General features: G+C 72.4%; 26 protein-coding genes. 10 read left to right on the top strand and 16 right to left on the bottom strand.

Annotated elements, in window-relative coordinates; translation table 11 throughout:
• Positions 1-7: 7 nt before the first annotated feature.
• The 3 genes from ACFFIC_RS07405 to ACFFIC_RS07395 all read right to left on the bottom strand — a co-directional run bounded on the left by ACFFIC_RS07405 (position 8) and on the right by ACFFIC_RS07395 (position 1,034).
• Positions 8-190, bottom strand: coding sequence for a hypothetical protein (locus tag ACFFIC_RS07405; protein WP_377049529.1), 183 nt, complete (start codon positions 188-190; stop codon positions 8-10).
• 129 nt (positions 191-319) lie between these two features.
• Positions 320-553 carry a hypothetical protein gene (locus ACFFIC_RS07400; protein ID WP_377049528.1) on the bottom strand — a complete coding sequence of 78 codons (234 nt, stop codon included), beginning with the start codon at positions 551-553 and terminating at the stop codon, positions 320-322.
• A 274-nt stretch (positions 554-827) separates the two neighbouring features.
• Positions 828-1,034: a cold-shock protein gene (locus ACFFIC_RS07395; protein ID WP_377049527.1), complete on the bottom strand. Its 207-nt coding sequence runs from the start codon at positions 1,032-1,034 to the stop codon at positions 828-830.
• Positions 1,035-1,306: 272 nt separating this feature from the next.
• On the opposite strand from ACFFIC_RS07395, the gene ACFFIC_RS07390 reads away from it, so the two are divergent.
• The 3 genes from ACFFIC_RS07390 to ACFFIC_RS07380 all read left to right on the top strand — a co-directional run bounded on the left by ACFFIC_RS07390 (position 1,307) and on the right by ACFFIC_RS07380 (position 4,385).
• The gene (locus ACFFIC_RS07390; RefSeq protein ID WP_377049526.1) at positions 1,307-2,089 is read left to right on the top strand and encodes a DUF3750 domain-containing protein; all 783 of its coding nucleotides are present in this window, start codon (positions 1,307-1,309) and stop codon (positions 2,087-2,089) included.
• A 188-nt stretch (positions 2,090-2,277) separates the two neighbouring features.
• Entirely contained in the window at positions 2,278-3,099 is an 822-nt protein-coding gene (locus tag ACFFIC_RS07385; RefSeq protein WP_377049525.1) for a TetR/AcrR family transcriptional regulator, read from the top strand.
• A gap of 155 nt (positions 3,100-3,254) precedes the next feature.
• Entirely contained in the window at positions 3,255-4,385 is a 1,131-nt protein-coding gene (locus ACFFIC_RS07380) for an MBL fold metallo-hydrolase (RefSeq protein WP_377049524.1), read from the top strand.
• On the opposite strand, the gene ACFFIC_RS07375 is transcribed toward ACFFIC_RS07380, so the two are convergent.
• Together ACFFIC_RS07375 and ACFFIC_RS07370 are read right to left on the bottom strand one after the other, a co-directional pair.
• A complete protein-coding gene (locus ACFFIC_RS07375) occupies positions 4,382-5,134 on the bottom strand; it encodes a molybdate ABC transporter substrate-binding protein (protein WP_377049523.1) in 753 nt (250 codons plus the stop codon). The two genes, ACFFIC_RS07380 and ACFFIC_RS07375, sit on opposite strands and share 4 nt — an antisense overlap.
• Positions 5,135-5,177: 43 nt before the next feature.
• Entirely contained in the window at positions 5,178-6,155 is a 978-nt protein-coding gene (locus ACFFIC_RS07370; protein WP_377049522.1) for a Bug family tripartite tricarboxylate transporter substrate binding protein, read from the bottom strand.
• A 123-nt stretch (positions 6,156-6,278) separates the two neighbouring features.
• On the opposite strand from ACFFIC_RS07370, the gene ACFFIC_RS07365 reads away from it, so the two are divergent.
• Both ACFFIC_RS07365 and ACFFIC_RS07360 read left to right on the top strand, forming a co-directional pair.
• Entirely contained in the window at positions 6,279-7,271 is a 993-nt protein-coding gene (locus ACFFIC_RS07365) for a substrate-binding domain-containing protein (protein ID WP_377049521.1), read from the top strand.
• 134 nt (positions 7,272-7,405) lie between these two features.
• Positions 7,406-8,215, top strand: coding sequence for an alpha/beta fold hydrolase (locus ACFFIC_RS07360; RefSeq protein WP_377049520.1), 810 nt, complete (start codon positions 7,406-7,408; stop codon positions 8,213-8,215).
• Positions 8,216-8,218: 3 nt separating this feature from the next.
• Here the strand turns inward: ACFFIC_RS07360 and ACFFIC_RS07355 are convergent, their stop codons facing one another.
• Entirely contained in the window at positions 8,219-8,911 is a 693-nt protein-coding gene (locus ACFFIC_RS07355; protein ID WP_377049519.1) for a Crp/Fnr family transcriptional regulator, read from the bottom strand.
• Between the two features lie 202 nt (positions 8,912-9,113).
• On the opposite strand from ACFFIC_RS07355, the gene ACFFIC_RS07350 reads away from it, so the two are divergent.
• On the top strand, positions 9,114-10,145 hold the full coding sequence (locus tag ACFFIC_RS07350; RefSeq protein ID WP_377049518.1) for a 2-hydroxyacid dehydrogenase: 1,032 nt from the start codon (positions 9,114-9,116) through the stop codon (positions 10,143-10,145).
• A 9-nt stretch (positions 10,146-10,154) separates the two neighbouring features.
• On the opposite strand, the gene ACFFIC_RS07345 is transcribed toward ACFFIC_RS07350, so the two are convergent.
• The 3 genes from ACFFIC_RS07345 to ACFFIC_RS07335 all read right to left on the bottom strand — a co-directional run bounded on the left by ACFFIC_RS07345 (position 10,155) and on the right by ACFFIC_RS07335 (position 12,677).
• Positions 10,155-10,928: a Crp/Fnr family transcriptional regulator gene (locus tag ACFFIC_RS07345; RefSeq protein WP_377049517.1), complete on the bottom strand. Its 774-nt coding sequence runs from the start codon at positions 10,926-10,928 to the stop codon at positions 10,155-10,157.
• A 115-nt stretch (positions 10,929-11,043) separates the two neighbouring features.
• On the bottom strand, positions 11,044-11,610 hold the full coding sequence (locus ACFFIC_RS07340) for a hypothetical protein (protein WP_377049516.1): 567 nt from the start codon (positions 11,608-11,610) through the stop codon (positions 11,044-11,046).
• Positions 11,611-12,203: 593 nt separating this feature from the next.
• The gene (locus tag ACFFIC_RS07335; protein ID WP_377049515.1) at positions 12,204-12,677 is read right to left on the bottom strand and encodes a response regulator; all 474 of its coding nucleotides are present in this window, start codon (positions 12,675-12,677) and stop codon (positions 12,204-12,206) included.
• Between the two features lie 160 nt (positions 12,678-12,837).
• Between ACFFIC_RS07335 and ACFFIC_RS07330 the strand changes: the two genes are divergently transcribed.
• Both ACFFIC_RS07330 and ACFFIC_RS07325 read left to right on the top strand, forming a co-directional pair.
• Complete coding sequence (locus ACFFIC_RS07330; protein WP_377049514.1) at positions 12,838-13,590, top strand: Crp/Fnr family transcriptional regulator; 753 nt, start codon at positions 12,838-12,840, stop codon at positions 13,588-13,590.
• 117 nt (positions 13,591-13,707) lie between these two features.
• A complete protein-coding gene (locus ACFFIC_RS07325) occupies positions 13,708-15,636 on the top strand; it encodes a sensor histidine kinase (protein ID WP_377049513.1) in 1,929 nt (642 codons plus the stop codon).
• A gap of 30 nt (positions 15,637-15,666) precedes the next feature.
• Here ACFFIC_RS07325 and ACFFIC_RS07320 read toward each other — a convergent pair whose 3' ends face one another.
• From ACFFIC_RS07320 to ACFFIC_RS07310, 3 genes are read right to left on the bottom strand one after another with little or no spacing between them, the layout of a single operon-like run.
• On the bottom strand, positions 15,667-16,047 hold the full coding sequence (locus ACFFIC_RS07320) for a response regulator (protein ID WP_377049512.1): 381 nt from the start codon (positions 16,045-16,047) through the stop codon (positions 15,667-15,669).
• A complete protein-coding gene (locus ACFFIC_RS07315; RefSeq protein WP_377049511.1) occupies positions 16,044-18,443 on the bottom strand; it encodes a PAS domain-containing protein in 2,400 nt (799 codons plus the stop codon). Before ACFFIC_RS07315 ends, ACFFIC_RS07320 begins: the two co-directional genes overlap by 4 nt.
• A 57-nt stretch (positions 18,444-18,500) precedes the next feature.
• Complete coding sequence (locus ACFFIC_RS07310; protein WP_377049510.1) at positions 18,501-19,100, bottom strand: chemotaxis protein CheB; 600 nt, start codon at positions 19,098-19,100, stop codon at positions 18,501-18,503.
• A 190-nt stretch (positions 19,101-19,290) separates the two neighbouring features.
• Here ACFFIC_RS07310 and ACFFIC_RS07305 point away from each other — a divergent pair, with 190 nt between their 5' ends.
• A complete protein-coding gene (locus tag ACFFIC_RS07305) occupies positions 19,291-20,550 on the top strand; it encodes a family 1 glycosylhydrolase (protein WP_377049509.1) in 1,260 nt (419 codons plus the stop codon).
• Complete coding sequence (locus tag ACFFIC_RS07300) at positions 20,547-21,470, top strand: Gfo/Idh/MocA family protein (RefSeq protein ID WP_377049508.1); 924 nt, start codon at positions 20,547-20,549, stop codon at positions 21,468-21,470. The genes ACFFIC_RS07305 and ACFFIC_RS07300 overlap by 4 nt, the downstream gene beginning before the upstream one ends.
• On the opposite strand, the gene ACFFIC_RS07295 is transcribed toward ACFFIC_RS07300, so the two are convergent.
• The 4 genes from ACFFIC_RS07295 to ACFFIC_RS07280 form a co-directional block, all read right to left on the bottom strand.
• Positions 21,467-22,159 carry a DUF2161 domain-containing phosphodiesterase gene (locus ACFFIC_RS07295; protein ID WP_377049507.1) on the bottom strand — a complete coding sequence of 231 codons (693 nt, stop codon included), beginning with the start codon at positions 22,157-22,159 and terminating at the stop codon, positions 21,467-21,469. The two genes, ACFFIC_RS07300 and ACFFIC_RS07295, sit on opposite strands and share 4 nt — an antisense overlap.
• Positions 22,160-22,171: 12 nt before the next feature.
• Positions 22,172-22,492, bottom strand: coding sequence for an HU family DNA-binding protein (locus tag ACFFIC_RS07290; RefSeq protein WP_377049506.1), 321 nt, complete (start codon positions 22,490-22,492; stop codon positions 22,172-22,174).
• Between the two features lie 217 nt (positions 22,493-22,709).
• Positions 22,710-23,639, bottom strand: a complete 930-nt coding sequence (locus tag ACFFIC_RS07285) for a bifunctional riboflavin kinase/FAD synthetase (protein ID WP_377049505.1) — start codon at positions 23,637-23,639, stop codon at positions 22,710-22,712.
• 11 nt (positions 23,640-23,650) lie between these two features.
• Positions 23,651-24,235, bottom strand: a complete 585-nt coding sequence (locus ACFFIC_RS07280; RefSeq protein ID WP_377049504.1) for an LOG family protein — start codon at positions 24,233-24,235, stop codon at positions 23,651-23,653.
• Positions 24,236-24,259: the final 24 nt, after the last annotated feature.

The following is a 24,259-nucleotide window of genomic DNA, read 5'->3' as shown; positions in this document are numbered from 1 at the left end:
CGGGGGATCAGCGGCGGGACTTGCCGCGCTCGATCTCGCGCTCGATCGCACCGCGCTCGGAGGAGCCGAGCTTGCGCGCGATCTCGCGCACGATGGCGACGGAAACGCGGTGGCGCTTCGCGAGATAGGCGATGGTCTCCTCCAGGCCGTCGGCGCTCGCCGGGCTGGAAGTGGTCTTGCTCTGGGACACGCGGGTTCCCCGTGGTGTTGCGTTGGTGACATGGGCACGCACCCCTGGCCGGATGCCATGAACATCCGGGCGGGGCGGTTCGACCGGCCCAGGAGCGGGGCCGGGATCGGCCCGGAGGGGCCGGGGCGTTCAGCCGACGACCGGCCAGCCCTTGCCGAGGGTCGACACGGCGCCGCGGCGGAGCTGGCTCTCGCGCACGACGCGCTCATGGCCGTCGCGCTCGCTGCGGACCCGGTACTCGCGGTCGGAGGCGTCGTTCGGCAGCAGGCGGACGATGGTGTAGTGGCCAATCATGCCGGGCGGGGTGAGGACCCCGGCGACCAGTTCGACGTTCTGGCCGATTTCAAAGCTGTGGCGTTGCATGATGGTTCCTCGGCTGGGGCACCGCCTGGCACGATCCAGGCAATGCCGTTTCGGGCGGCGGCGGTTCGGTCAGGGGCGGCACGGCGGCATTGTTCCGCCAGCGGATGGCCGGTCGCTCGGGACAGCGAACGGGCCGGTGCCATGCGTGACGGAAATGTAAGCTGCGGTGCCATCCTGGCGCGCCGGCCTGACGGCACTGTGATCCCGCCGCTCGCTGCTGCCTTCCCGGTGAAGGGCCGGCCAGGCGCCCTTGCGGGCAGCTTGGCCGTGCGGGTCAGGCCGCCTTCAGGTTGCCGGCCGAAACCTTGCCCTGCTGGCCGCTCTGCGGCTCGTACTCGATCCTGTCGCCCTCGCGGGGCTCCTGCATCCCGGCGCGCTGCACGTCGGAGATGTGGAGAAAGACGTCCTTGGACCCGTCCTCAGGCTGGATGAAGCCGAAGCCCTTGGTGGCGTTGAACCATTTGACGGTGCCGATGGGCATGGGAGCTGTCCGTTCACGAATAAGGACCACCCTGCGGTGCCGCGGGGCGGATCAAGCTGCGGAGGATGACGGACAGCGGGCTCTGCGCTCCGTGAGGAGCTGAGAATGGCAGGCCGGACCAGACGAGTTTGATATGATTTAGATGGGGACGGAGGTCGTCCACTTCAACCGCTGGGGCAGGCGCGCGTCGCTCCCACCCTTCTCCCGGGCATTGCCGGCCCGCGCGAGGCGCGGTTGCCGCGCGCGGGGGGCGTCCAGATATGACGGGCGACATGACCTTTCTCAAAGCCGCCCTGCTTCTCTTTGTTCTGTTCTTCCTGCTGCCGCTCGGCGTCTCGGCCGCCGTTTATGCCGCCCGGGGGGCGGGCACGGACTGGTGGGGGGCCGACCGTTCGAGCGCGGGCCTCCTGCCTCCCGCTGCCGCATCGGGCGCGGTGGTGCGGGTCTTCGCCGCGCCGACGGTGCGCTGGCGCGGCATCTTCGCGGTGCATTGCTGGATCGTCTTCAAGCCCGAGGGCGCGCCCGCCTACACGCGCTACGACTACACGGCCTGGGGCGAGCCGATCCGCATGAACGGCTTCGCGCCCGACGGCCGCTGGTTCGGCCAGGTGCCCGAAGTGGTCTTCGCCGCAGACGGCGAGGCGGCGGCGGCGCTGATCCCGCCGATGCGGGCGGCCATCGCCGGCTATGCCTGGCGCAACCTCGGGGATTACCGGGCCTGGCCGGGCCCGAATTCCAACACCTTCGTGGCCGCCGTGATGGATGCGGTGCCGGGCATTTCCCTCACCCTGCCGCCCACCGCGATCGGCAAGGATTATCCCTATGACGGCCGCTGGCTCCGGCCCACCGCGTCCGGCACGGGCCTGCGGCTGACGCTGGGCGGCTTCGCCGGGATCACCCTGGGATGGGTGGAAGGGCTGGAGGTGAACATCCTGGGCGCGGTTGCCGGGATCGACCTGCGCCGGCCCGCGATCAAGCTGCCGGGGCTCGGGCGCATCGGCATGCGCGGCCCGGACGGGACAGGGCTGCCTCCCACCGTCGCGGCGGCGCGGTAGGGTCCTCCGGCGGGCGCCCCGGCGCGGCTGTTGCGCCACGCGTTCCCCGCCGTGACGGACGGCGCGGGAATGTCATTCAACTGCCGCCGCGGCTGTGTTATTCCGCGGTCATGTTCCGGTATCGACTCGAATTTGCCGCGCCTGCCGCCCGTGCCAGGCGCGCCACCCGCGCGGGCGTGGCCTGACGCATGTCCGACACGACCGAGGATGGGCCGCGCCGCGCCGCGGGCGCGCCGCCGGGCCGGCGGCCCAACGGCCTCGCGCGGGAGCGCGCCATTGTCACCGCCGCCACCGACCTTTTCGCCGAGATCGGGCTCGACGCCACGACGCGCGACCTGGCGGCGCGGCTCGGCATCACCCAGCCGCTGCTGTACCGCTACTTCGACAGCAAGGAGGCCCTGGTGGAGCGCGTGCTGGCCGAAGCGCTCTCGGGCGACTGGAAGCCGGGCTGGGACAGGGCACTTGGCGAGCGCGCGGTGCCGCTGCGCGAGCGGCTGATCGCCTTCTACGCCGACTACCTGGACGAGGTGCTGACCTACCGCCGGGTCCGGCTGGCATTGTTCTCGGGCCTCAAGGGTCTGGGGGAGGGCCTGTTCCAGGACCTGCGCGCCCGCATCCTCGATCGCGTGCTGAGGGAAAGCCGGTGCGCCTTCTCGCTGCCGGAAGCGGCCGGCGCGCGGGACGCGGAGCTGGTCCGGGCCCTGCACGACTCGATCTTCTGCCTGGCGCTGCGGCGGCATGTGCACGGCTGGTCGCCCGCCTGGGGCATGCGGGAGATGGTGGCCCAGCGCGTCGATACCTTTCTCGAGGGTGCCGCGGTGGGCATGGCCCGGCCGGTCTGCGGGGAAGCCCCGGACACGGAACTGGCCGGCCCGCCGCTTTCCACGGGCGGGCTGCTCTGGGCGGCCGCGCCGGACCGGGACCGGGACCGGGCCCCGCGCGGCGCCGCCACCCGCGCCGCGATGGTATGGGAGAAAAATGAGGCGACACCGCAACGGGCCCACGACTAACCTGCCCCGTCCGCCGGAGAGCGGGCGGGAGGATGCGGGATGCGCCGTTGCTGGCCCGTCGGGGGATGCGGACGGGCGGCATGCGGCGCCCTGGCTTCCGTCCGGCTGATCCAGCCCGCCGGCCCGGACGGCAGCCAAGCGAGGAAACCACGACCATGATCGCACGACGCCAGGCCGGGCTCGGCCTCGGTGCCGCGGCCCTGCTGGCTGGCGGGGCGCGGGCCCAGGCACCGGCCACGCCGACCGCGCCGGCCACGCCCGCCAATCCCGGCTTCCACCGCTTCCGCGTGGGCGGCTTCACGGCCACCACCCTGTTCGACGGCACCGGCCGCATCCCGCTGGAAGGCCTGGTGGTGAACGCGCCGCTGGAGGCCGTGCAGGGCGTGCTGGCGGAAAGCTTCCTGCCGCGCGACCACTACGTCACGCCCTATACCATGACGGTGGTGCAGACCGGGCGGCAGACCATCCTGTTCGACGCGGGAACGGGCGGGCAGCTTGCGCCCTCCGCCGGCGCCGCGGCGGCGAACATGCGGGCGGCCGGGCTCGATCCCGCGGCCATCGACCTCGTGGTGCTCACCCACTGCCACGGCGACCACATCACCGGCCTGACCACCGCCGAGGGCCGCGCGGTGTTCGAGAAGGCGGAGGTGGTGATCCCCGATGCCGAGTGGCGCTACTGGGGGGAGGCCGCGAACGAAGCCTCCGCGCCGGCACGGCAGAAGCCGAACTTCGCCAACCTCGCCAGGCGGCTCGCGCCCTATGCCGGGCGCGTCCGGCGCGTGACGGATGGGCAGGAGGCGGTGCCGGGCATCCGCGCGCTGGCGACCCCCGGGCATTCGCCGGGGCATACATCCTGGCTGGTCGCGGACGGGGACGCGCAGTTGCTGGTGCTGGGCGACGTGACGCACCGGCCGGAGCTGTTCGCCCGCCCCCCGGCTTCCACGCCATGTACGACTTCGACCCCGTGGCGGCGGAGGCGACGCGCCGCCGGGTGCTGGACCGCTGCGCCGCCGACCGCGTGCGCGTCACCGGCTACCACTTCCCCTTCCCCGCGAACGGCTTCATCGCGCGCGACGGCGAGGGGTTCCGCTACACGCCCGCGGACTGGACGGCATGAGCGGGCCGCTCAGGCCAGGGTGGCGCCTGCGCCGTGGCGGGGAAGGCGGCCAGCCCTGTCGCGGCGGCGAGCAGGGCGCGGCGCGAAACCGGGGGCATGGCGTTTCCTTGTTCTTGCTTGGCGGGAAGCCAAGCCCGTCCATGCCCGCAAGTCGAAGCACGGCCCTTAGCCGGCGGGGCGGAACCCGATGCGCCCGAAGGCGGCCTTGCCCGCCTCGGAGGTGAGGCGGCGCAGCAGGGCGCGGCCGTCTTCGCCGTCCTGCAGCAGGGCGGCCTGGTAGAGGGTCCAGAGCTGGAGGGAATCGGGCAGCAGGCCCACGAGCCGCACGCCTGGCCGGTCGGTGATCTCGGTGGCCTGGCTGACCGCGAGCGGAACCTCGCCGCGGCCCGCCATGGCGACGCCCTCCACGCCGAAGGGCACCAGGCGCAGGCGCGGCCGCATGGCCTCCGCGATGCCCAGGCGGTCCAGCACCGCCATGAAGTGGCGCCCGGCGGTGGCGCCGCGCGCGGGGTCGGCCACGGCGACGGCCTCGGCCGCCAGGAGGGCGGCGCGCAGGGCATCGGGGGTGGAGATGTCGGGCGCGGGGTGGCCGGCGGGGGCGGCGAGGCCGACGCCGGTGCGGCCCACCGCCGCGATGTTGCCGGGCGGGATCGGGTTCCTGCGGGCGATGGCGGCGATCGCCTCGGCGGAAAGCAGCACCAGGACGGGCCGTTCCCCGGCCAGCACGCGGTCGCGCAGCGCACCGACGGTGTCGAAGGCGGCCTCGGGCACCGGCTGGCCGGCCGCGCGCAGGGCCTGCTGCAATTCCTCCACCGCGTGCTTGGTGGCGCCGGCCGCGAGGATCGCCGGGGCGGGCGCCTGGGCCAGCAGGGGTGCGGGGGCGATCAGCGCGGCCAGCAACGGCCGTCGTGTGGGCATGGGGCCGGTTCCTTTCCTGTGGCTCCGGGCGAGTGGCCCGTCCTCAATCGGCCTTGATGCCGGCCCGGGCGATCAGCACCCGGAAACGCTCCATCTCGGAGGCGATGAGCTGGGCGAATGCCTGCGGGGAACGGGCCGCGGGATCGGCGCCCTCGAAGGCCAGGCGCTCGCGCATCTCGGGGCCGGAGACCACGGCGTTGATGCGGGCGTTCATGGCCTCGACCAGCGCGGGCGGGGTGCCGGCGGGGGCGACCAGGCCGTGCCACTGCACCAGATCGAAGCCCGGCAGCGCCTCCTGCCCCACCGGCACCAGGCCGGGAAGGGAAGGGGACGGGCCGGCGGCGCTGATGGCCATGGCCAGGAGCTGGCTGTCGCGCACGGCGGGCATCACCACGGGGGCGCCGGCGAAGGTGGCCTTCAGGCGGCCCGCGAGCAGGTCCGCGAGCATCGGGCCGTTGCCGCGATAGGGCACGTGCACCAGCTCGATCCCCGCGGCATCCGCGAAGGCGGCCATGGTGATGTGCGAGGCGGCGCCGTTGCCCGCGCTGCCATACTCGATCCTGCCGGGATTGGCGCGGGCGAAGGCGATGAACTCCGCCGCCGAGCGCACGGGCAGGGAGGGATGCACGGTGAGGACGCTGGGCAGGGTGGCGACCAGGGCAACCGGCGCGAAGTCCCGCACGGGGTCATAGGTGATCTGGGGGTAGAGCCAGGGGTTCACCGCCAGCGTGCCGATATGGCCCCAGAGCAGGGTATGGCCGTCCTTCGCCGCGCGGGCCACGGCGGTCGCGCCCACCACGCCCCCCGCCCCGCCGCGGTTCTCGATCACCACGGGCGTGCCGCCGAGCGCGACCTGCAGCCGCTGCGCGAGCGGGCGGGCCAGCAGGTCGTTGGAGCCGCCGGGCGGAAAGGGCACGACGATGGTGATGGGGCGCTGCGGCCAGGCGGCCTCCTGGGCCCGCGGGATGGAGGGGGCGGCCAGCACGGCGAGCGGAGCGGCGGCCAGGTGGCGGCGCAGCATGGCGTTGGGTTCCGTCCCGGTTGATCCGCGCAGTCTGCGGCCCGCCGCAACGCCGGGGCAAGGCAGGGTGCCGCGCTGCTTCGGGCCGGGCCATGATGGGCCGGACCGGACAACGGAGCCGCCATGCGCCCGACCACCCTGACGCTCGCCTGCGCCCCCTATGACCGCGTGCGCCCCCTGTTCGATGGCCGGGTGCGGGTGGAGGGGGTGGAGATCGTGCCGGTGCCCATCCCCTCCGAGCAGAGCTTCCCGCGGGCGGTGCAGCGGGCGGAGTTCGACGTGAGCGAGCTGTCGCTGAGCAGCCACCTCGTCCAGCTCTCGCGCGGCGAGGCGGAATACGTGGCGCTGCCGGTCTTCGTGTCCCGCGCCTTCCGCCACGGCGCGATCTACCTACGGCGCGATGCCGGGATCGCCGGGCCGAGGGACCTCGAGGGACGGTGCGTCGGCATCCCCGAATACCAGATGACGCTTGGGCTCTGGGTGCGCGGCATCCTGGCCGACGAGCACGGGGTTCAGGTGAACGCCATTCGCCACCGCACCGCCGGCACCAACGCGGCGGGGCGGCGGGAGCGGCTGCCGCTGGAGCTTCCGGCCGGCATGGACGTGGCCCCGCTGCCCGAGGGCGACACGCTGAACGCCGCCCTGTTGCGCGGCGAGCTGGACGCGGTGTTCTCCCCCACGCCGCCCGACGCCTTCGCGGCGGGCGACCCGCGCGTGATCAGGATGTTCCCGGACGTGAAGGCGGCGGAGATCGCCTATCACCGCCGCACGGGCTTCCACCCGATCATGCATGTGGTGGGCATCCGCGCCGCGGTGCTGGCGCGCGACCCGGGCCTGGCGCGGCGGCTTTACGACGGCTTCGCGGAAGCCAAGCGGGTGGCGGCGGCGGAGCTGGAGGCGCGGCTGCGCGGGTCCACCCTGCCGATGATGCTGCCCTGGATCGTCCAGGCCTGGGAGGAGACGCGGGCCGTGCTGGGGCCGGATCCCTGGACCTATGGCGTGTCCGCCAACCGGGCGGAGCTGGAGGCGATCTGCCGCTGGTCGGAGGCGCAGCACCTGTCCCGCCGCAGGCTGGCGGTGGCAGAGCTGTTCGCGCCCGGGCTGATGGAGAGCTGAGGGCGCGCGGCCGGGGGTGGCCGCCCGGGCCGCGGAATGGCCCAATGGCCGGGGCGCCGGGAAGCCGGGCTGCGCGGCCGGGCGTTCCGTCGCCGCGCCGGGCAGGCCCGGACGACGCTTCGGGGAGACGCGGCATGGTCGATGGAACGCAGCGGGTGAGGGTGAACGGGCTCGACTTCTCCTGCCGCCTGGACGGGCCGGAGGGGGCGCCCTGGCTGGTGTTCAGCAACTCGCTGCTCACGGACATGCGGCTCTGGGATCCGCAGGTGGACGCCTTCGCCGCAGGCCACCGCATCCTGCGCTACGACAAGCGCGGGCATGGCGGAACGGAGGTGCCGGATGCGCCGGCCAGCATCCGGCAGCTTGCCGACGACGCCGCTGCGCTGATGGCGCATTTCGGCGTCGAGCGCGCGACCTTCGTGGGCGATTCCATCGGCGCGGCAACGGCGATGCTGCTGGCCGCGCGGGCGGAGCCGCGGGTGGCGGCGGTGGTGCCCGTGGACGGGCAGCCCGCCTCGCCGCCCAACGGCGCGCAGATGTGGCAGGAGCGGATCGACCTCGCCGCGCGCGAGGGCATGTCGGCCTTCGCCGAGGTCACGCTTCGCCGCTGGTTCGCGCCGGAATCCTTCGTGCAGGGCAACCCTGCCATCGGGCGCGTGCGCGCCATGATCGAGGCAACGCCTGAAGCGGGCTTCGTGGCCTGCGCGCGCGCCCTGCAATCCTACGACATCCGCGAGGACCTGCCGGGCATCGCCGTGCCGGTCCTGATGGTCGCGGGGGCGGCGGACGGCGCGATACCCGGGATCATGCGCGGGCTGACAGGGGTGATCCCGGGGTCGCGCTTCGTGGAGCTTCCCGGCGCCGGGCACCTGCCGGGGATCGAGGCGCCCGGGCCCTTCAACGCGGTGCTCGGCAGCTTCCTGGAGGAGCGGGCAGCGGTCTGACGCTCAGGCGGCCTCGGCCCGTTCCTCCAGCGCGTGGCGGTTGCGGATGGTGACCTGCCGGCCGGAGGGGAGGTCGATCAGCCCCTCCTGCTTCAGCTTGGTCATCTGGCGGCTGACCGTCTCGATGGTCAGGCCCAGCACGTCGGCGATCTCGGCGCGGGTGAGGGGCAGGTCGAAGCTGGTGCCGCCGGCCGCGCAGCGCTGGCCGAGATGCCCGGCCATGTCCAGCAGAAAGGTCGCGACCTTCTCCCCGGCGGTCTTGCGGCCGAGCAGCAGCATGCGGGCGCGCGCCTCGTCCAGCGCGGCCAGGGTGCGGCGCAGCAGCAGGCGCTCCAGGCGCGCGTGGTTCTCCAGCGCCGTCTCGAAGGGCTTGCGGGGAAACACGCAGAGATCGACCGCGGTGAGGGCGGTGACGCTCTGCTCCGCTTCCTCGGCGAAGGGGCGGCCGACGAAGTCGGAGGGGTAGAGAAGGCCCACGATCTGCTCCCGCCCGTCCGAGGTGGCGGCGCTGACCTTGAGGACGCCGGACAGCAGGTTGGCGCAGACAACCGCCTCCTCCCCGGCCCAGAGCAGGGTTTCACCCTTCTGCAGGTGCCGGGCGCGACCCAGGCGGTTCAGGGTTTCCAGTTCGGCGTCGGACAGGCTGCCGCAGATGGAACGGTCCCGGACCACGCATTCGGAGCAGATTTGGGTCATGACGCCGTGCCCCCACTTTCCAAACGGAAAAGTGAGTATAGCCCCCCGCCCGCCGGTTTGGGACCTTTTTTCCGGCGGGACACGGCGCCGGTGGAACAAGCGCCGATCCGCGTCCGGCTGCCTTGATCCAGATCATGCGGCAAGCCGAGGCATCACCCATCGCGGCTTGCGCCCGGTCCTTCCGTGGTCAGGATGCGCGCGAATGGCGGGGGGCACCCCCGCGGCGGAGGGGTTTCGCATGAAGGTCGCCGTGTTCAGCGCCAGGCGCTACGACCGGGTCATGCTGGCCGAGGCGAATGCCGCCCATGGCCACGGCCTGACCTTCCAGGAGGCAAGGCTGGAGGCGGGGACGCTGGCGCTGGCGGCGGGCTACCCGGCGGTCTGCGTCTTCGTGAACGATGACGTGAGCGCGTCGGTCATCGCGGCCCTGGCGGCCGGCGGGACGCGGCTGGTCGCCACCCGCTCCACCGGCTTCAACCATATCGACCTGGAGGCGGCGGCGCGGCACGGCATCCGCGTGGTGCGGGTGACGGATTACTCGCCCCATTCGGTGGCGGAGTTCACGGTCGGGCTGATCCTGGCGCTGAACCGGCACCTGCACCGCGCCTATGAGCGGACCCGGAGCGGGAACTTCGAGCTGGACGGGCTGATGGGCTTCGACCTGCACGGGCGGACGGTGGGGGTGATCGGCACCGGGAAGATCGGGCGCGCCTTCGGGCGGATCATGGCCGGCTTCGGCTGCCGGGTGATCGGGCACGACATCCACCCGCACGGGGATTTCGAGGCCGCCGGCGGGACCTACCTCCCGCTGCACCAGGTGATGGAGGCGGCGGAGGTGCTGTCGCTGCACTGCCCGCTGACGCCGCAGACGCGGCACGTGGTGAACGCCGAAAGCCTGTCGCGCGTCCGGCCCGGGCTGCTGCTGGTGAACACCAGCCGCGGTGGGCTCGTGGACACGCAGGCGGTGATCGATGCGCTGAAGGACGGGCGGCTGGGCGGGCTGGCCATCGATGTCTACGAGCAGGAGGCGGACCTGTTCTTCCGCGACCTGTCCTCCGACATCATCACGGACGACCTGATCCAGCGGCTGGTTTCGTTCCCCAACGTGCTGCTGACCGGCCACCAGGCCTTCTTCACGCGGGAGGCGATCGGGACGATCTGCGCGACGACGCTGGCCAGTGTCACCGCCTTCGAGCGGGGCGAGCCGCTGGAGAACGAGGTGCGGGCGGGCTGAACCGCGGGCCTAGTGCTCCTCGCCCGGTTCCGCGGCCCCTGCCCCGGGCAGGCTGCGCATGTGCAGATAGGCGGGATCGAACATCGCCAGGTCTCGCAGCCTGTCCCAGTCGAGAATCGCGACGTCCGGCCGCTGCCAGGAGATCAGCTCGTCCCGCCGGAGGTCCTGCAGCACGCGGTTCACGTGGACATTGGACAGCCCCAGCGCGTCCGCGATGTCGTTCTGCGTGACCGGCAGCCGGAAGGTGCGGTTCTCCGCCAGGCCCACCGCGTCGAAGCGGAGCAGCATCTCGCAGATGAGATGGGCGATGCGCTCATGCGCGGTGCGCCGGCCCAGGCCCACCATCCAGGCGCGGAAGATCGCCGCGTCGATCAGGGTTTCGCGCCAGAAGGCATGGATCAGCCGGGGATGCTGGGAGGTGATGCGGTGAACATGCTCGTGCTGGATGAAGCCGGCGACGGTTGGCATCATGGCGCCGACCGAGTGATCCATGACCTGAAGGTGAAGGCTCTGCAGGTCCGGGATGTCGCCGGGCGGGTGGAAGGCGGCGATCTGGCGGCGGCCGTCGGCCAGCAGCAGGTAGCGGCAGGCGAAGCCGCTGAGCAGCACGCAGCAGTGCTGCGGCCGGTCGCCGCCGCGCACAAGGTCCTGCCCGTCCGCGAAGTCGCGGACAAGCATGGGCAGGCTTATCAGCGCCTCGCGCTCAGCTTCGTCCAGAATGGTCGCGCTTGCCAAGCGGCGGACCAGGAGCTGGCGTTCGGGCGTGCGGTCAAGGCGCGTCAAGCAGGGTAGTTCCATCTCGATGGGCGAAAGGCAGGCCTTCCCACCGACAGCGCCAGTTCTCACGAAGCTAGACGCGAAGGTGTCCTCCGACACTATCTTAGGTTAATCGCCCGGGTCAGGGACCGGGGGGTCTGGGCCGGGCTGGGCCAGCGCCCGCCATTAGGTCCGCGAGGCGCTTCGCCCCCGCGGCCTGCTCGTCGGCCGACATCCGCAGGAGCCGCGCGGCCTGGAACTCCGCCAGGTCGTGCGCGAGCTGCTCCAGCCAGCGCGTTTCCTGCGCCATGCGCCCGAGCACGCGCGTCGCGGCCGCGGCGAGCGCCGCGTCGTCGCCCGCCCGTGCCGGGCCATCCTCGGCCGGCGGGGGCAGGGCGCGGCCGATCCAGGAGGCGCCGCCCCGTGCGCCCCGCCGCAGGCCGGAAAGGATGTATTCGACGCGGTGCAAGGCTTCCTCCGCTTCCTCCTGGATCAGCCTGAAGGCATCCGCCAGGGAATCCGCCTGCGCGCGGCGCGCCCAGGCACCGGCGGACCCGGCCAGATCGATGCCGCACGCATGGGCCGTGCGCAAACCCTTGAGAAAGGCGCCGCGCGCATCGCCTTCCGAATACCCGTCCTCGCCGCCCGGCAGGGCGGAGGGCAGGCCGGGCGACGCCAGGGCGGCGCCGTGCGGGACCGGCGCGATCATGCCGGTCCCCCGGCGCGGGAAGCCGCCGGCGAGCAGGGAGCGTGCGGGGGAGGGGGAACCTGGCGCATGGCACAACTCCTTTCCCATGGATGGCCAACCGACCGGACGGGAATGATTCGCCAGCGCTGCGGTTCAGCCCTTAACGTTTGATAGAGGAGGCGAAATTTCGGTGTTCCGGCCTTTCCCCGCGCGCGAGGGCGCGTGCCGGCATGCGGCCGCGGGGGGCCGGCGCGCCGGGAGCGCCGGCCGCTCGGGGGAGTCGCCTTTGCCGCCGCGATGGGCTATAAGCACGGCAGGCCGTCGCGCGCTCCTCCAAGCGCCGGCGGCCTAGGGCCGGCTTGAGGCACCCGCCTGCCTCGCCGGCCCGCCTTTTACGCCAGCCATGTGGCGCCCCTGCGACGAACCGGGTGCCACGCCGCCCGGTCGCTGCGCCGGAAGGCATGGCACGCCCAGCCTCATCGGCCCGCCGGCCTGCACCGACAGCGACAGAATGAGCTTGAGCTGCAGGATTCGCCGGTTCAGGTCGTCCGGCCAGGGACCTGTCTTCATCACCGCAGAAAAGCAAGCAGCCCGCTGCCCTGCCCTAACATGCGCTAGAAAGCGGGCCCGTTCGGGAAGGCTTCGCCGGGCAGACCGCGGGACGGCGGATGGGCCGGGCCTGCGCGGCGGGACAGGCCGCACACGGCGCGCGCCAGTCCGCCGGCATCGAAGGGCTTCTCCCAGTAGGGCACGTCGCGGAAGCGCGGCGGGATGAATTCGCGCTCGTAGCCGGTGGCGAACACGAAGGGCACGTCGCGGGCGCGCAGCGCGTCGCCGATGGGAAAGGCCGGGTCGCCATCCAGGTTCACGTCCAGCACCGCGAAGTCGATCGTGCCGGGGGCGGAAAGGGCCGCCATGGCCGCGCCGAGCCGGGCGATGGGGCCGATCACCTCCGCGCCCTGCTGGCGGAGTGCCTGGGCCAGGTCGTCGGCAATGAAGAATTCGTCCTCCACCACCAGCACCCTCTGCCCCTCCAGGGACTGGGCCCCGGAAAGCTGGTTTTCCGGCCGCGCAACGGTTATTCTCATCTGGCTTGGCTTCCCATGACGGCGCGTTCTGGAAATTGGCGTCCTCGCCTGTCCGTTGCTCGCGCCGAACGCACTTGCCCGCGAACTACATAGGTTAATCCGGGCGAAGATTGATCGTCCTAAGGCTGCCCTTGGCTTGAAAGGCCTGGCCGGAGTGTTGATGGACCCCCTGACTTCGAATCCGATCATCCTCAAGCTGGAACAGTTCGCCCGCTTCTCGGCCGAGGACAAGCAGGTCCTGAACCTCGCCGCGGCGGAGGGGGTCCGCCAGATCGGGCCGCGCGGCGACATCATGCGCGAGGGCGACCGGCCGCAGACGCTGAACCTCATCCTTTCCGGCTGGGCCTGCCGCTACAAGCACCTGGAGGACGGGCGCCGGCAGATCATCTCCTTCTGCCTGCCGGGCGACGTCTGCGACAGCCACCTGTTCCTTGTCCGGCAGATGGACCATTCCGTCGGCTCCCTCACGCCCGTGACCTTTGCCCAGATCCCCCGGCGGCGGATCGAGGAGATCGCGGCGAAGTACCCACGGATCATCCAGGCCCTGTGGTGGGACTCCCTCGTCAACGCCGCCATTCAGCGCGAATGGATCGTGAGCCTGGGCCAGCGCGACGCGATGGAGCGCATGGCGCACCTGCTGTGCGAGATCTTCATACGCCTGCGCGCCGTGGGGCTGACCGACGGCCATGCCTGCGACCTTCCGCTCACCCAGGCGGGGCTGGCGGACGCGATGGGACTCTCGGTCGTGCACGTCAACCGCACGCTGCAGGAGCTGCGTTCCACGAAGCTGATCGCGCTGAAAGGCAGAACGCTGACGATCCCCGACCTTCGCGCGTTGCAGGACGCGGCGCAGTTCAATCCCAACTACCTTCACCTCGATGGTGATGGACGGCATCTCGATGCGAATGAATAGGTCCCGAAGCCGCGCGCGGCTTCCGCCCGCGAGGCGAACCGCAGTTGGTGGCCCCTCCGCCACGGCCATCCTTCGCCCTCGGGCCGGGGCCGGAACCCACGCCCGCATGGGACAGCCATGAACGAGTTCACGGCCTCGCCGGGATGGCCGCCCGGCGGCGGGATCACGGCTGCCCTGGCGCGCGCCACGGACTGGTCGAGCACCCCGCTGGGCGATGAGTCCGGCTGGCCGCCGGGCTTCCGGACGGCGGTGGAACTCTGCCTCGCCTCCGCCTTCCCCTGCTTCGTTTCCTGGGGGGAAGGGCTGGTCCAGATCTACAACGACGCCGCCATCCCCCTGGTGGGCGAGCGCCACCCCGAGGCCTTCGCGCGACCGCTGAGCGAGTTCTGGCCCTATGCCTGGGAGGTGATCCGGCCGCTGGTGGCCGAGGTGACGGAGCGCGGGGAAACCGTCTCGCGCGAGGATTTCGCGGTGCGGTCCACCGGAGGCGACCAGAAGGACGAGCGCTACACCTTCTCCTGCAGCCCGCTGCGCGACGCGACGGGCAAGGTGGCGGGCCTCTTCTCGACCGTGATCCAGACCACCCGCCGCGTGCGCGCCGAGGGCAACCTGCGGGACAACGAGGCGCGCGGCGCCTTTCTTCTGGCCCTGGCCGACCGCCTGCGTCCGCTGGGCGATCCGGAGGCGATCATGGAGGCGGGCTCGGAGATGGTCCGGGGCCATCTCGGCCTGGCCTCGGCCAGCGTCGGTGCCCCGGGGGCGGCGGATGGGGACGGCACGACGGCCGCGCGCCCTGGCCCTGGCGCCGCCTCCGCGCCGCCGCCGGCCGGGGGGCGGGATGTTTTCGTCGAGGGCGCGCCGGGCGGCCCGCCCGCCCGCGCCGCCATTCCCCTGCACAAGGCAGGGCGGCTGGCGGCCTGGTTCCACGCGGTGGACACCGGCCCGCGCGCCTGGCGGCCGGCCGAGCGCGTGCTGCTGCGCGACGCGGCGGAGCGCATCTGGGAGGCCGCCGAGCACGCGCGCGCCGAGGCCATGGCGCGCGAAGGTCAGCGCCGGCTGCGCTCCCTGGTGGAGGGCATCCCGCAGCTGGTCTGGCGGGCATCGGAGGGCGGGGAATGGACCTGGTCCAGCCCGCAATGGCGCGCCTACACCGGCCTGCCCGAGGCGGAGGCGCTGGGCCATGGCTGGCTGGCGGCCCTGCACCCCGAGGACCGGGAAGCGGCGATGGCGGCCTGGCGCCAGTCGGAAACCTCCGAGGGTTTCGAGGCGGAGTTCCGCATCCTGCGCCGCGGCGACATGTGCTATCGCTGGTTCCAGACGCGCGCGACCCCGGTGCGCGACGAGAACGGAACAGTGGTGGAATGGCTGGGCACCTCCACCGACGTGGACGAGCTGCGCCGCATGGGCCAGCACCAGCGCCTGCTGCTGGGCGAGCTGCAGCACCGCGTGCGCAACACGCTCAGCGTGATCCGCTCCATCATCCGCCGCACGGTGCAGGCGAGCGGGAACCTGGACGACCTGGCCATGCACCTGGATGGGCGGATCGACGCCTTCTCGCGCGTGCAGGCCGCCGTCACCCGCAACCCCGAGCGGGGGATCGACCTGGCCCAGCTGGTGGCGGACGAGCTGCTTGCCTTTTCCGCCCGTGAGGGAAGGCAGGTGCGGATCGAGGGGCCGGCCGTGACGCTGCGCCCCAAGGCGGCCGAGACCATGGCGCTGGCGATCCACGAACTGGCCACCAACGCCATCAAGTTCGGCGCGCTGTCCGCGCCCCAGGGGCGGGTGGACGTGGACTGGGAGGCGAGGCTCGCGGGGGAGACGCCGCGGCTCATCTTCTGCTGGCGGGAAAGTGGCCTGGGGGCGGTCGGCCTGCCGGAGCACCACGGCTTCGGCACCGAGATGTTCGAGCGCACCCTGCCCTACGAGCTGAACGCCGAGGTCCGGCACGACTTCGTGCAGGACGGCCTGCGCTGCACGATCTCCCTGCCCCTGTCCGACCGCCTGGTAAAGGAGGAAACCCTGGCCGCCCTGGGCCTGGCCGGGTGAGGGCACGCGCCCGGCCATGGCCGGGCGCGCTCAGGCGAACTTCACGGCGTTCAGCGCCTCCAGGAGAGCGGGGATGCCGACCGGCTTCTCCAGGTGCGGCGCCCCGCTGAAGCGGGAGTCGATGGTCCAGGGGTCGTAGCCCGTGATGAACACGAAGGGCACCCCGGAGGCGCGGAGGCTCTCGGCCACGGCATAGACCTCCTCGCCATCCAGGTTCACGTCCAGCAGGGCCAGGTCCACCTGCTCCGTCTTCAGGATGTCCAGGGCGGCGCGGACCCGCGGAACCGGGCCCAACACCCGCCCGCCCAGGCGCTCGATCATCCGCCGCATCTCGTCCGCGATGAGGTACTGATCCTCGACGACCAGCACGGACCGCCCGGCCAGGATCCTCGATGGCTCGCCCAGCATCATGGGCTGTTGTTCTCCCCAGCGTTTCCGGGCGCGCTTCCGGGCGCGCTTTCGGCGGCCTTGTCGTGCCCGTTGCCGGATCGGGCGGGCGCGCCGTCCAGCGCGATCACGCGCGGGCCGAGCGGCAGTTCCATTGTGCAGCGCACCCCGCCCGGCTCAAAGTCGAGCGAGGTCGCGGCGCCGAGGTCGTAGGGCAGGCCGCGCTCGATCAGGGCGCGGCCGAAACCGGTGCGGACGGGCATGCCGGCCTGGATCCGGACGCCGTGCTCGCGCCATTCCAGGGCCAGCCGCCCGCCCCCGCTGGTGTTCACGATGCGCCACCGCACCACCAGCCGCCCCCCGGGAAGGGACAGCGCGCCGTGCTTGAGCGCGTTGGTGGTCAGTTCGTGCACGCCGAGGGCGAAGACCTCCGCCGCGCGGTCCTTCAGCAGGATGGGCGGGCCGCTGATGTCGAGCTGGCGGCCGTCCGGCCCGAGGCTCGCCGCCAGCTCGTCGCGCACCAGGGCCTCCAGCGCCACGCCTTCGGTGCCGCGGTTGGCCAGCACGCTCTGGGTGCGGCCGAGGGCGTCGATGCGGCCCGAGAAGCGGGTGGCGAACTCCTGCAGGCTTTCCGCGCCCGCCAGCGAACGGGAGGTGATGGAGCGAACGACGCCGAGGATATTCTTCACCCGGTGCTGCAGCTCCGCCAGCAGCAGGAACTGCTTCGCCTCGCCGCGGCGGCGCTCGTCCACGTCCTGCATGACGCCGAGCATCACGCCGCCCGTCCGCGTGCCGCTGAGATGCACCCAGACCTCGCCCGCCGGGGCCAGGATGCGGACCTCGATGTCGAGCGGCGCGCCGACGCCGCCCGTGGCATCGTCGAGCGCCCCGGACAGGCGGGCGCGGTCATCCCGGTGGGTGGTGGCCAGCAGGGCCGCAAGGCTGGGCGGGGGCAGGAAGGTGAAGGCGGTCTCGAAGCCATCCGAATGGGTGAAGCGGCCGCTTGCCACATCCAGCTCCCAGATCACGATGCGGGCGGCCGCCGTGGCCAGGCGCGCGCGGCCCTCCGCCGTCCGGCGCGCGGCCTGGGCCGCCGTGGTGGCGGTGATGTCGAGAAAGGTCAGCACCGTCCCCAGGACGAGGTTGTCCACGCTGCGGTAGGGAAGCACGCGCACCAGGAAGCGGCCGCCCTCCGGCAGCCCGATCTCCCGTTCGGTGGTGGAAAGCGTGCGGAGCACCCGCCGCACGTCCTCCTCCAGCTCCGGATAGGGCATGCGGGAGGCGATGTGGGTGATCGGCCGCCCCAGGTCGCCCTCGATCAGGTGGAACGCCTCGGACACGCTGGGGGTGAAGTTCCTCACCCGGAGGTCGTTGTCGAGGAAGATCGTCGCGATCGGGGTGGATTCGAGCAGGTTCTTGAGGTCGCTGTTGGCGTGGGCCAGCTCGCCGTTGACGGTCTGCAACTTCTCGTTGGCGGATTGCAGCTCCTCGTTGGTGCTTTCCAGTTCCTCGATGGTGGCGCGCAGGCGGTCGCGGGTGACGGCGAGCTCGCTTTCCAGCCGGTGGACCAGCTCGTCGCGCAGCACCGCCGGATCGAGCGCGGGCTCTTCCGGGGGAAAGGCCGCGTCGCTGCGCTGGTCGTGGAACAGGACCACGAAGCTGGCGGGCTCCTCCGCCGATTCGCCCAGCGGCTCCACCGTGAGGCCCACCCGTCGTGCGTCCTCGTCCGGGCCGAGGCGCACGGGGGCCACGCGGGCCGGCCTGCGCTCGGCCGCCGCGCGGTGGAGCGCGGCGCGCAGGTCCAGCCGGAGGTCGCGGTGCACGAGGTTCAGGAGGTTGAGGCTGGCCGTGCCGGCGGAGGGATCGAGATAGGGGCCGGTGCGGCCGGAGAAGTTCAGGACCAGGTATTCGTCGTCCACGACGACATAGGCGGGCGCGTGGCGCTCCACCACCCGCTCGACCTGCCGGGCGATGCCCAGGCCGCCGGCATTGCGGAGTGTCGCCAGGATGATGCCGACCGCGGATTCGCCCTGCTGCTCCGCCAGGGAAACCGGGAAGGTGTCCACCGTGCCGCGGCGGCCGGGGGCCTCCTCCGGCGGCGAGAGCCGCAGCCGGCCACCCTCCAGCGTCGCCATCACGCCAACCGGCGCCACGGGAAGCTGGTCGGGCTCCAGGCGGTCGCCGTCGCGCGGGATCCGGGCCGGAGGGCCGCCGGCTCCGTCCAGCATCTTGAGCAAGGCGGACAGGTCGAGCGCCTCCGCCGGCTCCGAGAGGATGACGAAGGCCGCGCCGGTGCCGGGCGGGATCAGCGAGAAGAAGCGCAGAACGGAGTGCAGGGCGGGCGCGGGCACCCCGAGGCCCACCACCGCCACCGGCCTCGCCGCCCCCTCGTCCTCGCCGCCGAGTTCCCCGCGCGCCAAGCCGCCAACCTCCCGCCCCCAGCCGGGAATACAGTCGTCAAAACCCGGACGCACGCCCTAAATGTCGTTCGTGCCGGCGTGGGCCAGGCGGAGCCCCTGGGTCACAGCCCGGCGCAGGGTGGCCGCGTACCGGGCGTGTTCGGCGGCGCGCGCCCCGTGGAGCCCGGCCACGGCCTTGCGTCCGGCCTCCCGTGCGTCCCGGACCATGCGGCCGATCAGTCCGGTGCGCTCCACCATCATCCGCATGGCCATGCGGAGCGCCTCCTCGATCCCGTCCTCCGGAGCCGGCCCCAGGGCCTCCGAGGTGAAGGCGTCGCCAGCCCGGCGGCGGTAGCGGAGCGGCCCGGCCTCCGTCACCTCGGGGAGCGTGCCATGGCATTGCGGGCAGGTGAGGGCCACGGGCTCCGCGAGCGGCCGTGGGCCGAGGCGCCATCCGGCGGCGATCTCCACCTCCGCCGCCCGCAGGGCGGCGAGGGGCATGTCGCCGGTCTCGGCATCCAGCGGGTGCTGCACCACGGCCAGCCCGCCGGCCGCCTTGATCGCGTGCAGCCCGGCGGCGCCGTCGTTCAGCAGGCCCGTGAGCACCACGCCGATCACGCGCGGCCCGAAGGCCGGGGCGGCCGAGCGGAACAGCGGGTCGATGGCCGACCGCGCCATGTTTTCCCGCCGGCCGGTTCAAAAAATCGCCACGATGTCGCGCCGTGCCATCCGGTTCATGCCGCGATTGCCCTGTGGAAAGGGAAACATGCGGGCACCGCCGCGGTCGCGCGCCCCCCCGCGCGGGGTCCCGGCGAGCGCGCGGCAACCCCGGGCCATCCCCCGGCGCTGGACCTTGCGAGGAGACCCGATGCTCAACACCTTCCAAGACGCGCCCGCCGGCGCCGCCGCGCCCCAGTTCATGTTCGCCACAGGCATCGAGAACAGCAACCCGCGGGTGGACGGACGGCGGGTGGACCAGCTGGAGGCCAGCGGCCATCTCCGCCGCTGGGCGGAGGACTTCGCCCTGGTGCGGGAGGTCGGCTGCAACACGCTGCGCTACGGCCCGCCGCTGCACACCACCTGGCTGGGCAACGGGCGCTACGACTGGAGCTTCGCCGACGAGACCTTCTCGGCTCTGCGGCGCCAGGGCACCTATCCCATCGCCGATCTCTGCCATTTCGGCGTGCCCGACTGGATCGGGGACTTCCAGAACCCGGACTTCCCCTGGCTGTTCGAGGACTACGCCGAGGCCTTCGCCCGGCGCTTCCCCTGGGTTCAGCTCTATACCCCCGTGAACGAGATGTATGTCTGCGCCCTGTTCTCCGCCCGCTATGGCTGGTGGAACGAGCAGATGCGCAGCGAGCGCGGCTTCGTCACCGCCATGAAGCACCTGGTGGAGGCCAACCGCCGCGCCATGCGCGCCATCCTGCGGGTGCGGCCGGACGCGGTGTTCATCCAGAGCGAGTCCGCCGAGCAGTACCATGCGGCCTCACCCACGGCCTGGCCGGAGGCGCGGCGGCGCAACGCGGAGCGCTTCCTGTCGCTCGACCTGAATTACGGGCATCCCGTGGACGCGCCGATGTACGAGTACCTGCTGGACAACGGCATGACCCGCGCGGAATACGCGACCTTCCAGAGCACAGACCTGAAGCGGCACTGCGTGCTGGGCACGGACTACTACGTGACGAACGAGCACCTGGTGCTGGACGATTGCAGCACGCGCGCCTCGGGCGACGTGTACGGCTACGCCACCATCATCCAGCAGTACTACACGCGCTACCACCTGCCGCTGATGCACACGGAAACCAACCTGGCCGACAACGGGCACGGCAGCGCGACGGACTGGCTGTGGAAGCAGTGGGCCAACCTGCTGCTGCTGTGGGAGACGCCGGTGCCCGTGCTGGGCTTCACCTGGTTCTCGCTGACCGATCAGGTGGACTGGGACACGGCGCTGCGCGAGAACAACGGGCATGTGAACGCGGTGGGCCTCTACGACCTCGACCGCCGGCCCCGCCAGGTCGGGCGTGCCTATCGCCGCCTGATCCAGCAGTGGCGGGAGGTGCTGCCGGCGCGCAGCCTCTGCCTGCAACTGCCGCTGGCTCCCATGACGCAGGAGTTCCCGACGTGAAGCTTGGCCTGGTGGGATGCGGGGCGATCGCGCGGGCGCAGCACGTGCCGGCCCTGCTGGGAGGGCACAGCTTCGACCTCGTCGCGATGGCGGACCCGCGCGCCACCATCCCGGGCTTCTCCGGGCACCACTACGCCGACCACCGCGCGCTGCTGGAGGCGGAGCCCGAGGTCGCCGCCATCTCCGTCGCTTCCCCCACGGGCACGCATTTCCCGGTGGCGCGGGACGCGCTGCTGGCGGGACGGCACGTGCTGCTGGAGAAGCCGCCCGCGACCACCCTGGCCGAGCTGGAGGAGCTGCGCGGCATCGCCGCCGCGCGCGGGCTGGTGCTCGTCACCTCCTTCCACGCGCAGCACAACGCGGCGGTGGAGCGGGCGCGGGAGATCATGGCCGGGCACCCGCCGCCGGAGCACGTCGCCATCGAGTGGCGGGAGGATTTCGAGCGCTGGCATGGCGGCCAGACCTGGCCCTGGCAGCCCGGCGGCTTCGGCGTCTTCGACCCCGGCATCAACGCGCTGTCGATCCTGTGCCATCTCATGCCCGAGGCGGCGTTCCGGGTGGAGGAGGCACGGTTCCGCGTGCCGCCAGGCGCCGTGACGCCCGCCATGGTGGACATGCGGCTGGGATGGGAAGGCGGCGCGGGCCAGGTCGCTTTCGAGTGGCGCAAGGGCGGGCAGGATGTGTGGGACATCACGCTCCGGGGCGCCTTCGGGGAGTTGCTGGTGCGCGGCGTGCGCACGCTGCTGCTGGACGGCGCCGTGATCCTGCCGGAAGGCCCGAACAAGGAATATGCGGGGGTCTACCGCGCCTTCCGCGCGGCCATCGAGGCCGGGCGATCCGACGTGAGCCTGCGCGAGATGCGGATCGTGGAGGACGCGATGGCCGTTGCCGTGGTGCAGCCGGGCGAGGTGACCTTCTAGGTCTCCAGCGCCAGCAGCGCGGCCATGCCCGAGGGCGTGAGGCGGTACACGCCGCGCTCCACGCGCTCGAACCAGCCATACACGTTGCGCAGCAGGATCCGCCCGGCCTCCGGCGCCTGTGCCGCCATGTCGCGCGGGCGGGCCGGTCCGTCGCGGAGCGCGCGGGCGCAGTCGAGGGCCTGCTGGCGATAGGCGGTCATGATGGGAGTGCGGGTGGCGCCACCCTTGTTCGGGTCGCCGCGGCGCCGCTTGTGCTCGCGCAGGAGAAGGGCACGGCGGCGGGGATTGGCGCGCGGGCGGTAGGGGGAGGGCTCGGCCAGCACCTCGACGCCCCGGCCGGGATCGACGCCCAGCAGGCCGAAGCCGAGCAGGCGGCAGAGCTTGCGCACCCGCCCATCCTGGTCGCGCCCGCGGCGGGAGGCGCGGACGGCGAGCCAGACCTCGTCGGCCGCCGCCAGCCGGTCCACGCCCTGGAGGAGAAGTTCGAGCGTGAAGCTCATCTTCATCTCGGTCACCACCAGGAAGGGTGGCTCGCCCGCGCGAACCGCGACGATGTCGCAGCCACAGACTTCGCCCTTGGCCTCGTAGCCGAGGGATTCGAGGTGGGCCTTCACCTCGTCGTAGAGCGTGGTCTCGTGCGCCGCCCGGGGTGGCGCGGGCGGCGCGGCGCGGCGACGGCGGCGGGCCATTCAGGCCGGCGGTCAGGCCGCCTTGGACTTGGCCGCCTTGCGCTTGTTCTTCTTGGCGCCCGCGAAGGCGGCGACCTTGAGGGAGGGGCTGGCCTTGAAGCGCACGGTGGCGCCGGCCTTCACCGCGACCTTCTCGCCCGTGCGGGGGTTCAGCGCGGTGCGCTTGGGGGTTTCCCGCACCGTGAAGGACCCGAAGTCGGGGAGGGAGAAGCGGCCGGTCTCGATGATCTCGGCCTTGATGGCCGCGATGATGTCCGCTGCCAGGCGGCCCGCGGCCGCACCGGTCATGTCGGAGGCATTCTGGATGACGTCGGTGAGGAACTTCTTCGACACGGTAAGGCGATCCTTGTGTTGGGCCGATGGTCGGGCCGGGCGGCGCGGCCGCGTCGGCGGAGCCGGAACGAAGCACTGAAAACCACGCGCCTGCCGGCACGTGCTGCTCTTAGGAGGGTCGCGCCCCGTTTGTGAAGGCGCCTCCACGTGCATCGTGCCGCAGGACGGCACCGGGCGGACGGATATTACACGCCGAGCGCGCCGGAGCGGGCGGAGATCAGGCGCCCAGCACGGCCCGGGCCTGGACGGCATCCGCCGCGATCGCGGCCTTCAGGGCATCCAGCCCGTCGAAGGTGGCGTCCTGGCGCAGGAAGCGGTGCAGGCGGATGCCGACCTCCTGGCCGTAGAGGTCGCCGGACCAGTCGAATAAATGCGTTTCCAGCCGGGTCTGCGGGTCGCCGCCCAACGTGGGCCGGCGGCCGACATTGGCGACGCCGGGCACCACGCTTCCGTCCGCCAGGCTGGCGAACACGGCATAAACGCCTCGCGCGGGCTCCAGGTGGCGGCCGAGCCAGATATTGGCGGTGGGCCAGCCCAGCTCCCGCCCCAGGCGGTCGCCGTGAAAGACCTCGCCACGCACCTCCCAGTCGCGGCCCAGCAGGGCGGCGGCGCGCTCGGGGTAGCCGTCCTGCAGGGCGCGGCGGATGCGGGTGCTGCTGATCGGGCCTGCGGAGTCGGAAAGATGCGGCACGATGGTCACGCCGATGCCGCGCGCCTCCGCCCAGCGGGCGAGAAAGGCGGCGTCCCCGCCGCGGCGGTGGCCGAAGGCGAAGTCGGCGCCGCAGGCCAGGTGACGGGCGCCCAGCGCGCCGTGCAGCACCACGTCGCAGAAGGCCTCCGCCTCCATGGCGGCCAGGGCGGCGTCGAAGGGCACGGCATGGACATGCGCGCAGCCCGCATCGGCCAGGGCGCGGGCCTTGGCGGGCAGCAGGGTCAGGCGGAAGGGAGGGTCCTCGGGGCGGAAGTGCTCCCGTGGGTGCGGCTCGAAGGTCAGGGCGGCGAGCGGCAGGTCGGGCCGGGCCGCATGGGCCGCGGCCAGCACGGCGCGGTGGCCCGCATGCACTCCGTCGAGGTTGCCGAGCGCGACCGTGCCGCCCCGCGCCGCCTCCGGCAGGGCGTGCCAGCCGGTCCAGACATGACAACCCATGGCAGGCCGGTTCAGGCCTGGGCCACGCGCTCGATCCAGCGCGTCACCTCCGGCGGGCGGAAGGCGGCGAGCTGGTCCAGGGCCTGATCCGCATCGCCGGCGGTCAGGGCCAGGGCGCGGTGCTCGTGCTTCACGAAGCCTTCCTCGGCCATGGAGTCCAGCATGGCGTTCAGCCGGCTCCAGTAGCCCTTCACGTCCAGGAAGACGGTGCCCTTGCGGTGCAGGCCGAGCTGGGACCAGGTGAGGACCTCGAAGGCCTCCTCCAGCGTGCCGAAGCCGCCGGGCAGCACCACGAAGCCGTCGGACAGCGCGGCCATCATGGCCTTGCGCTCGTGCATGGAGGAAACGACGTGCAGGCGCGTGACGGAGCCGTGGCCGAGTTCCCTTTGCATCAGGTGCTCGGGGATCACCCCGTCCACCTCCGCGCCGCCCTCCAGCGCGGCATCGGCCACCACGCCCATCAGGCCCACCTTGCCGCCGCCATAGACCAGGCCGAGGCCGCGGGCGGCGATGGCGTGGCCCAGGGCACGGGCGGCCTCGGCATGGGCGGGGTCGGCGCCGGAATTCGCGCCGCAGAAGACGCAAACCTTTTTCATTTCATGATCCATGCCCTGCAATGT

Origin of the sequence: Muricoccus vinaceus (assembly GCF_042433125.1) — a bacterium.
In the GTDB taxonomy this organism is placed as follows: domain Bacteria; phylum Pseudomonadota; class Alphaproteobacteria; order Acetobacterales; family Acetobacteraceae; genus Roseomonas; species Roseomonas vinacea.
The sequence above is the reverse complement of the archived record's forward strand: the minus strand, read 5'-3'. Positions and strand labels throughout refer to the sequence as shown.

Excerpts from the sequence above, each read along its gene's own strand:
- ACFFIC_RS07310 (WP_377049510.1), bottom strand. The coding sequence starts at position 19,100 with ATGGCGCGGTCGGCCATCGACCCGCTGTTCCGCTCGGCCGCCCCGGCC.
- ACFFIC_RS07335 (WP_377049515.1), bottom strand. The coding sequence starts at position 12,677 with ATGAGAATAACCGTTGCGCGGCCGGAAAACCAGCTTTCCGGGGCCCAG.
- ACFFIC_RS07325 (WP_377049513.1), top strand. The coding sequence starts at position 13,708 with ATGAACGAGTTCACGGCCTCGCCGGGATGGCCGCCCGGCGGCGGGATC.
- ACFFIC_RS07355 (WP_377049519.1), bottom strand. The coding sequence starts at position 8,911 with ATGACCCAAATCTGCTCCGAATGCGTGGTCCGGGACCGTTCCATCTGC.
- ACFFIC_RS07360 (WP_377049520.1), top strand. The coding sequence starts at position 7,406 with ATGGTCGATGGAACGCAGCGGGTGAGGGTGAACGGGCTCGACTTCTCC.
- ACFFIC_RS07365 (WP_377049521.1), top strand. The coding sequence starts at position 6,279 with ATGCGCCCGACCACCCTGACGCTCGCCTGCGCCCCCTATGACCGCGTG.
- ACFFIC_RS07330 (WP_377049514.1), top strand. The coding sequence starts at position 12,838 with ATGGACCCCCTGACTTCGAATCCGATCATCCTCAAGCTGGAACAGTTC.
- ACFFIC_RS07380 (WP_377049524.1), top strand. The coding sequence starts at position 3,255 with ATGATCGCACGACGCCAGGCCGGGCTCGGCCTCGGTGCCGCGGCCCTG.
- ACFFIC_RS07400 (WP_377049528.1), bottom strand. The coding sequence starts at position 553 with ATGCAACGCCACAGCTTTGAAATCGGCCAGAACGTCGAACTGGTCGCC.
- ACFFIC_RS07370 (WP_377049522.1), bottom strand. The coding sequence starts at position 6,155 with ATGCTGCGCCGCCACCTGGCCGCCGCTCCGCTCGCCGTGCTGGCCGCC.
- ACFFIC_RS07390 (WP_377049526.1), top strand. The coding sequence starts at position 1,307 with ATGACCTTTCTCAAAGCCGCCCTGCTTCTCTTTGTTCTGTTCTTCCTG.
- ACFFIC_RS07320 (WP_377049512.1), bottom strand. The coding sequence starts at position 16,047 with ATGATGCTGGGCGAGCCATCGAGGATCCTGGCCGGGCGGTCCGTGCTG.
- ACFFIC_RS07285 (WP_377049505.1), bottom strand. The coding sequence starts at position 23,639 with ATGGGTTGTCATGTCTGGACCGGCTGGCACGCCCTGCCGGAGGCGGCG.
- ACFFIC_RS07350 (WP_377049518.1), top strand. The coding sequence starts at position 9,114 with ATGGCGGGGGGCACCCCCGCGGCGGAGGGGTTTCGCATGAAGGTCGCC.
- ACFFIC_RS07395 (WP_377049527.1), bottom strand. The coding sequence starts at position 1,034 with ATGCCCATCGGCACCGTCAAATGGTTCAACGCCACCAAGGGCTTCGGC.
- ACFFIC_RS07280 (WP_377049504.1), bottom strand. The coding sequence starts at position 24,235 with ATGAAAAAGGTTTGCGTCTTCTGCGGCGCGAATTCCGGCGCCGACCCC.
- ACFFIC_RS07340 (WP_377049516.1), bottom strand. The coding sequence starts at position 11,610 with ATGATCGCGCCGGTCCCGCACGGCGCCGCCCTGGCGTCGCCCGGCCTG.
- ACFFIC_RS07385 (WP_377049525.1), top strand. The coding sequence starts at position 2,278 with ATGTCCGACACGACCGAGGATGGGCCGCGCCGCGCCGCGGGCGCGCCG.
- ACFFIC_RS07375 (WP_377049523.1), bottom strand. The coding sequence starts at position 5,134 with ATGCCCACACGACGGCCGTTGCTGGCCGCGCTGATCGCCCCCGCACCC.
- ACFFIC_RS07305 (WP_377049509.1), top strand. The coding sequence starts at position 19,291 with ATGCTCAACACCTTCCAAGACGCGCCCGCCGGCGCCGCCGCGCCCCAG.
- ACFFIC_RS07295 (WP_377049507.1), bottom strand. The coding sequence starts at position 22,159 with ATGGCCCGCCGCCGTCGCCGCGCCGCGCCGCCCGCGCCACCCCGGGCG.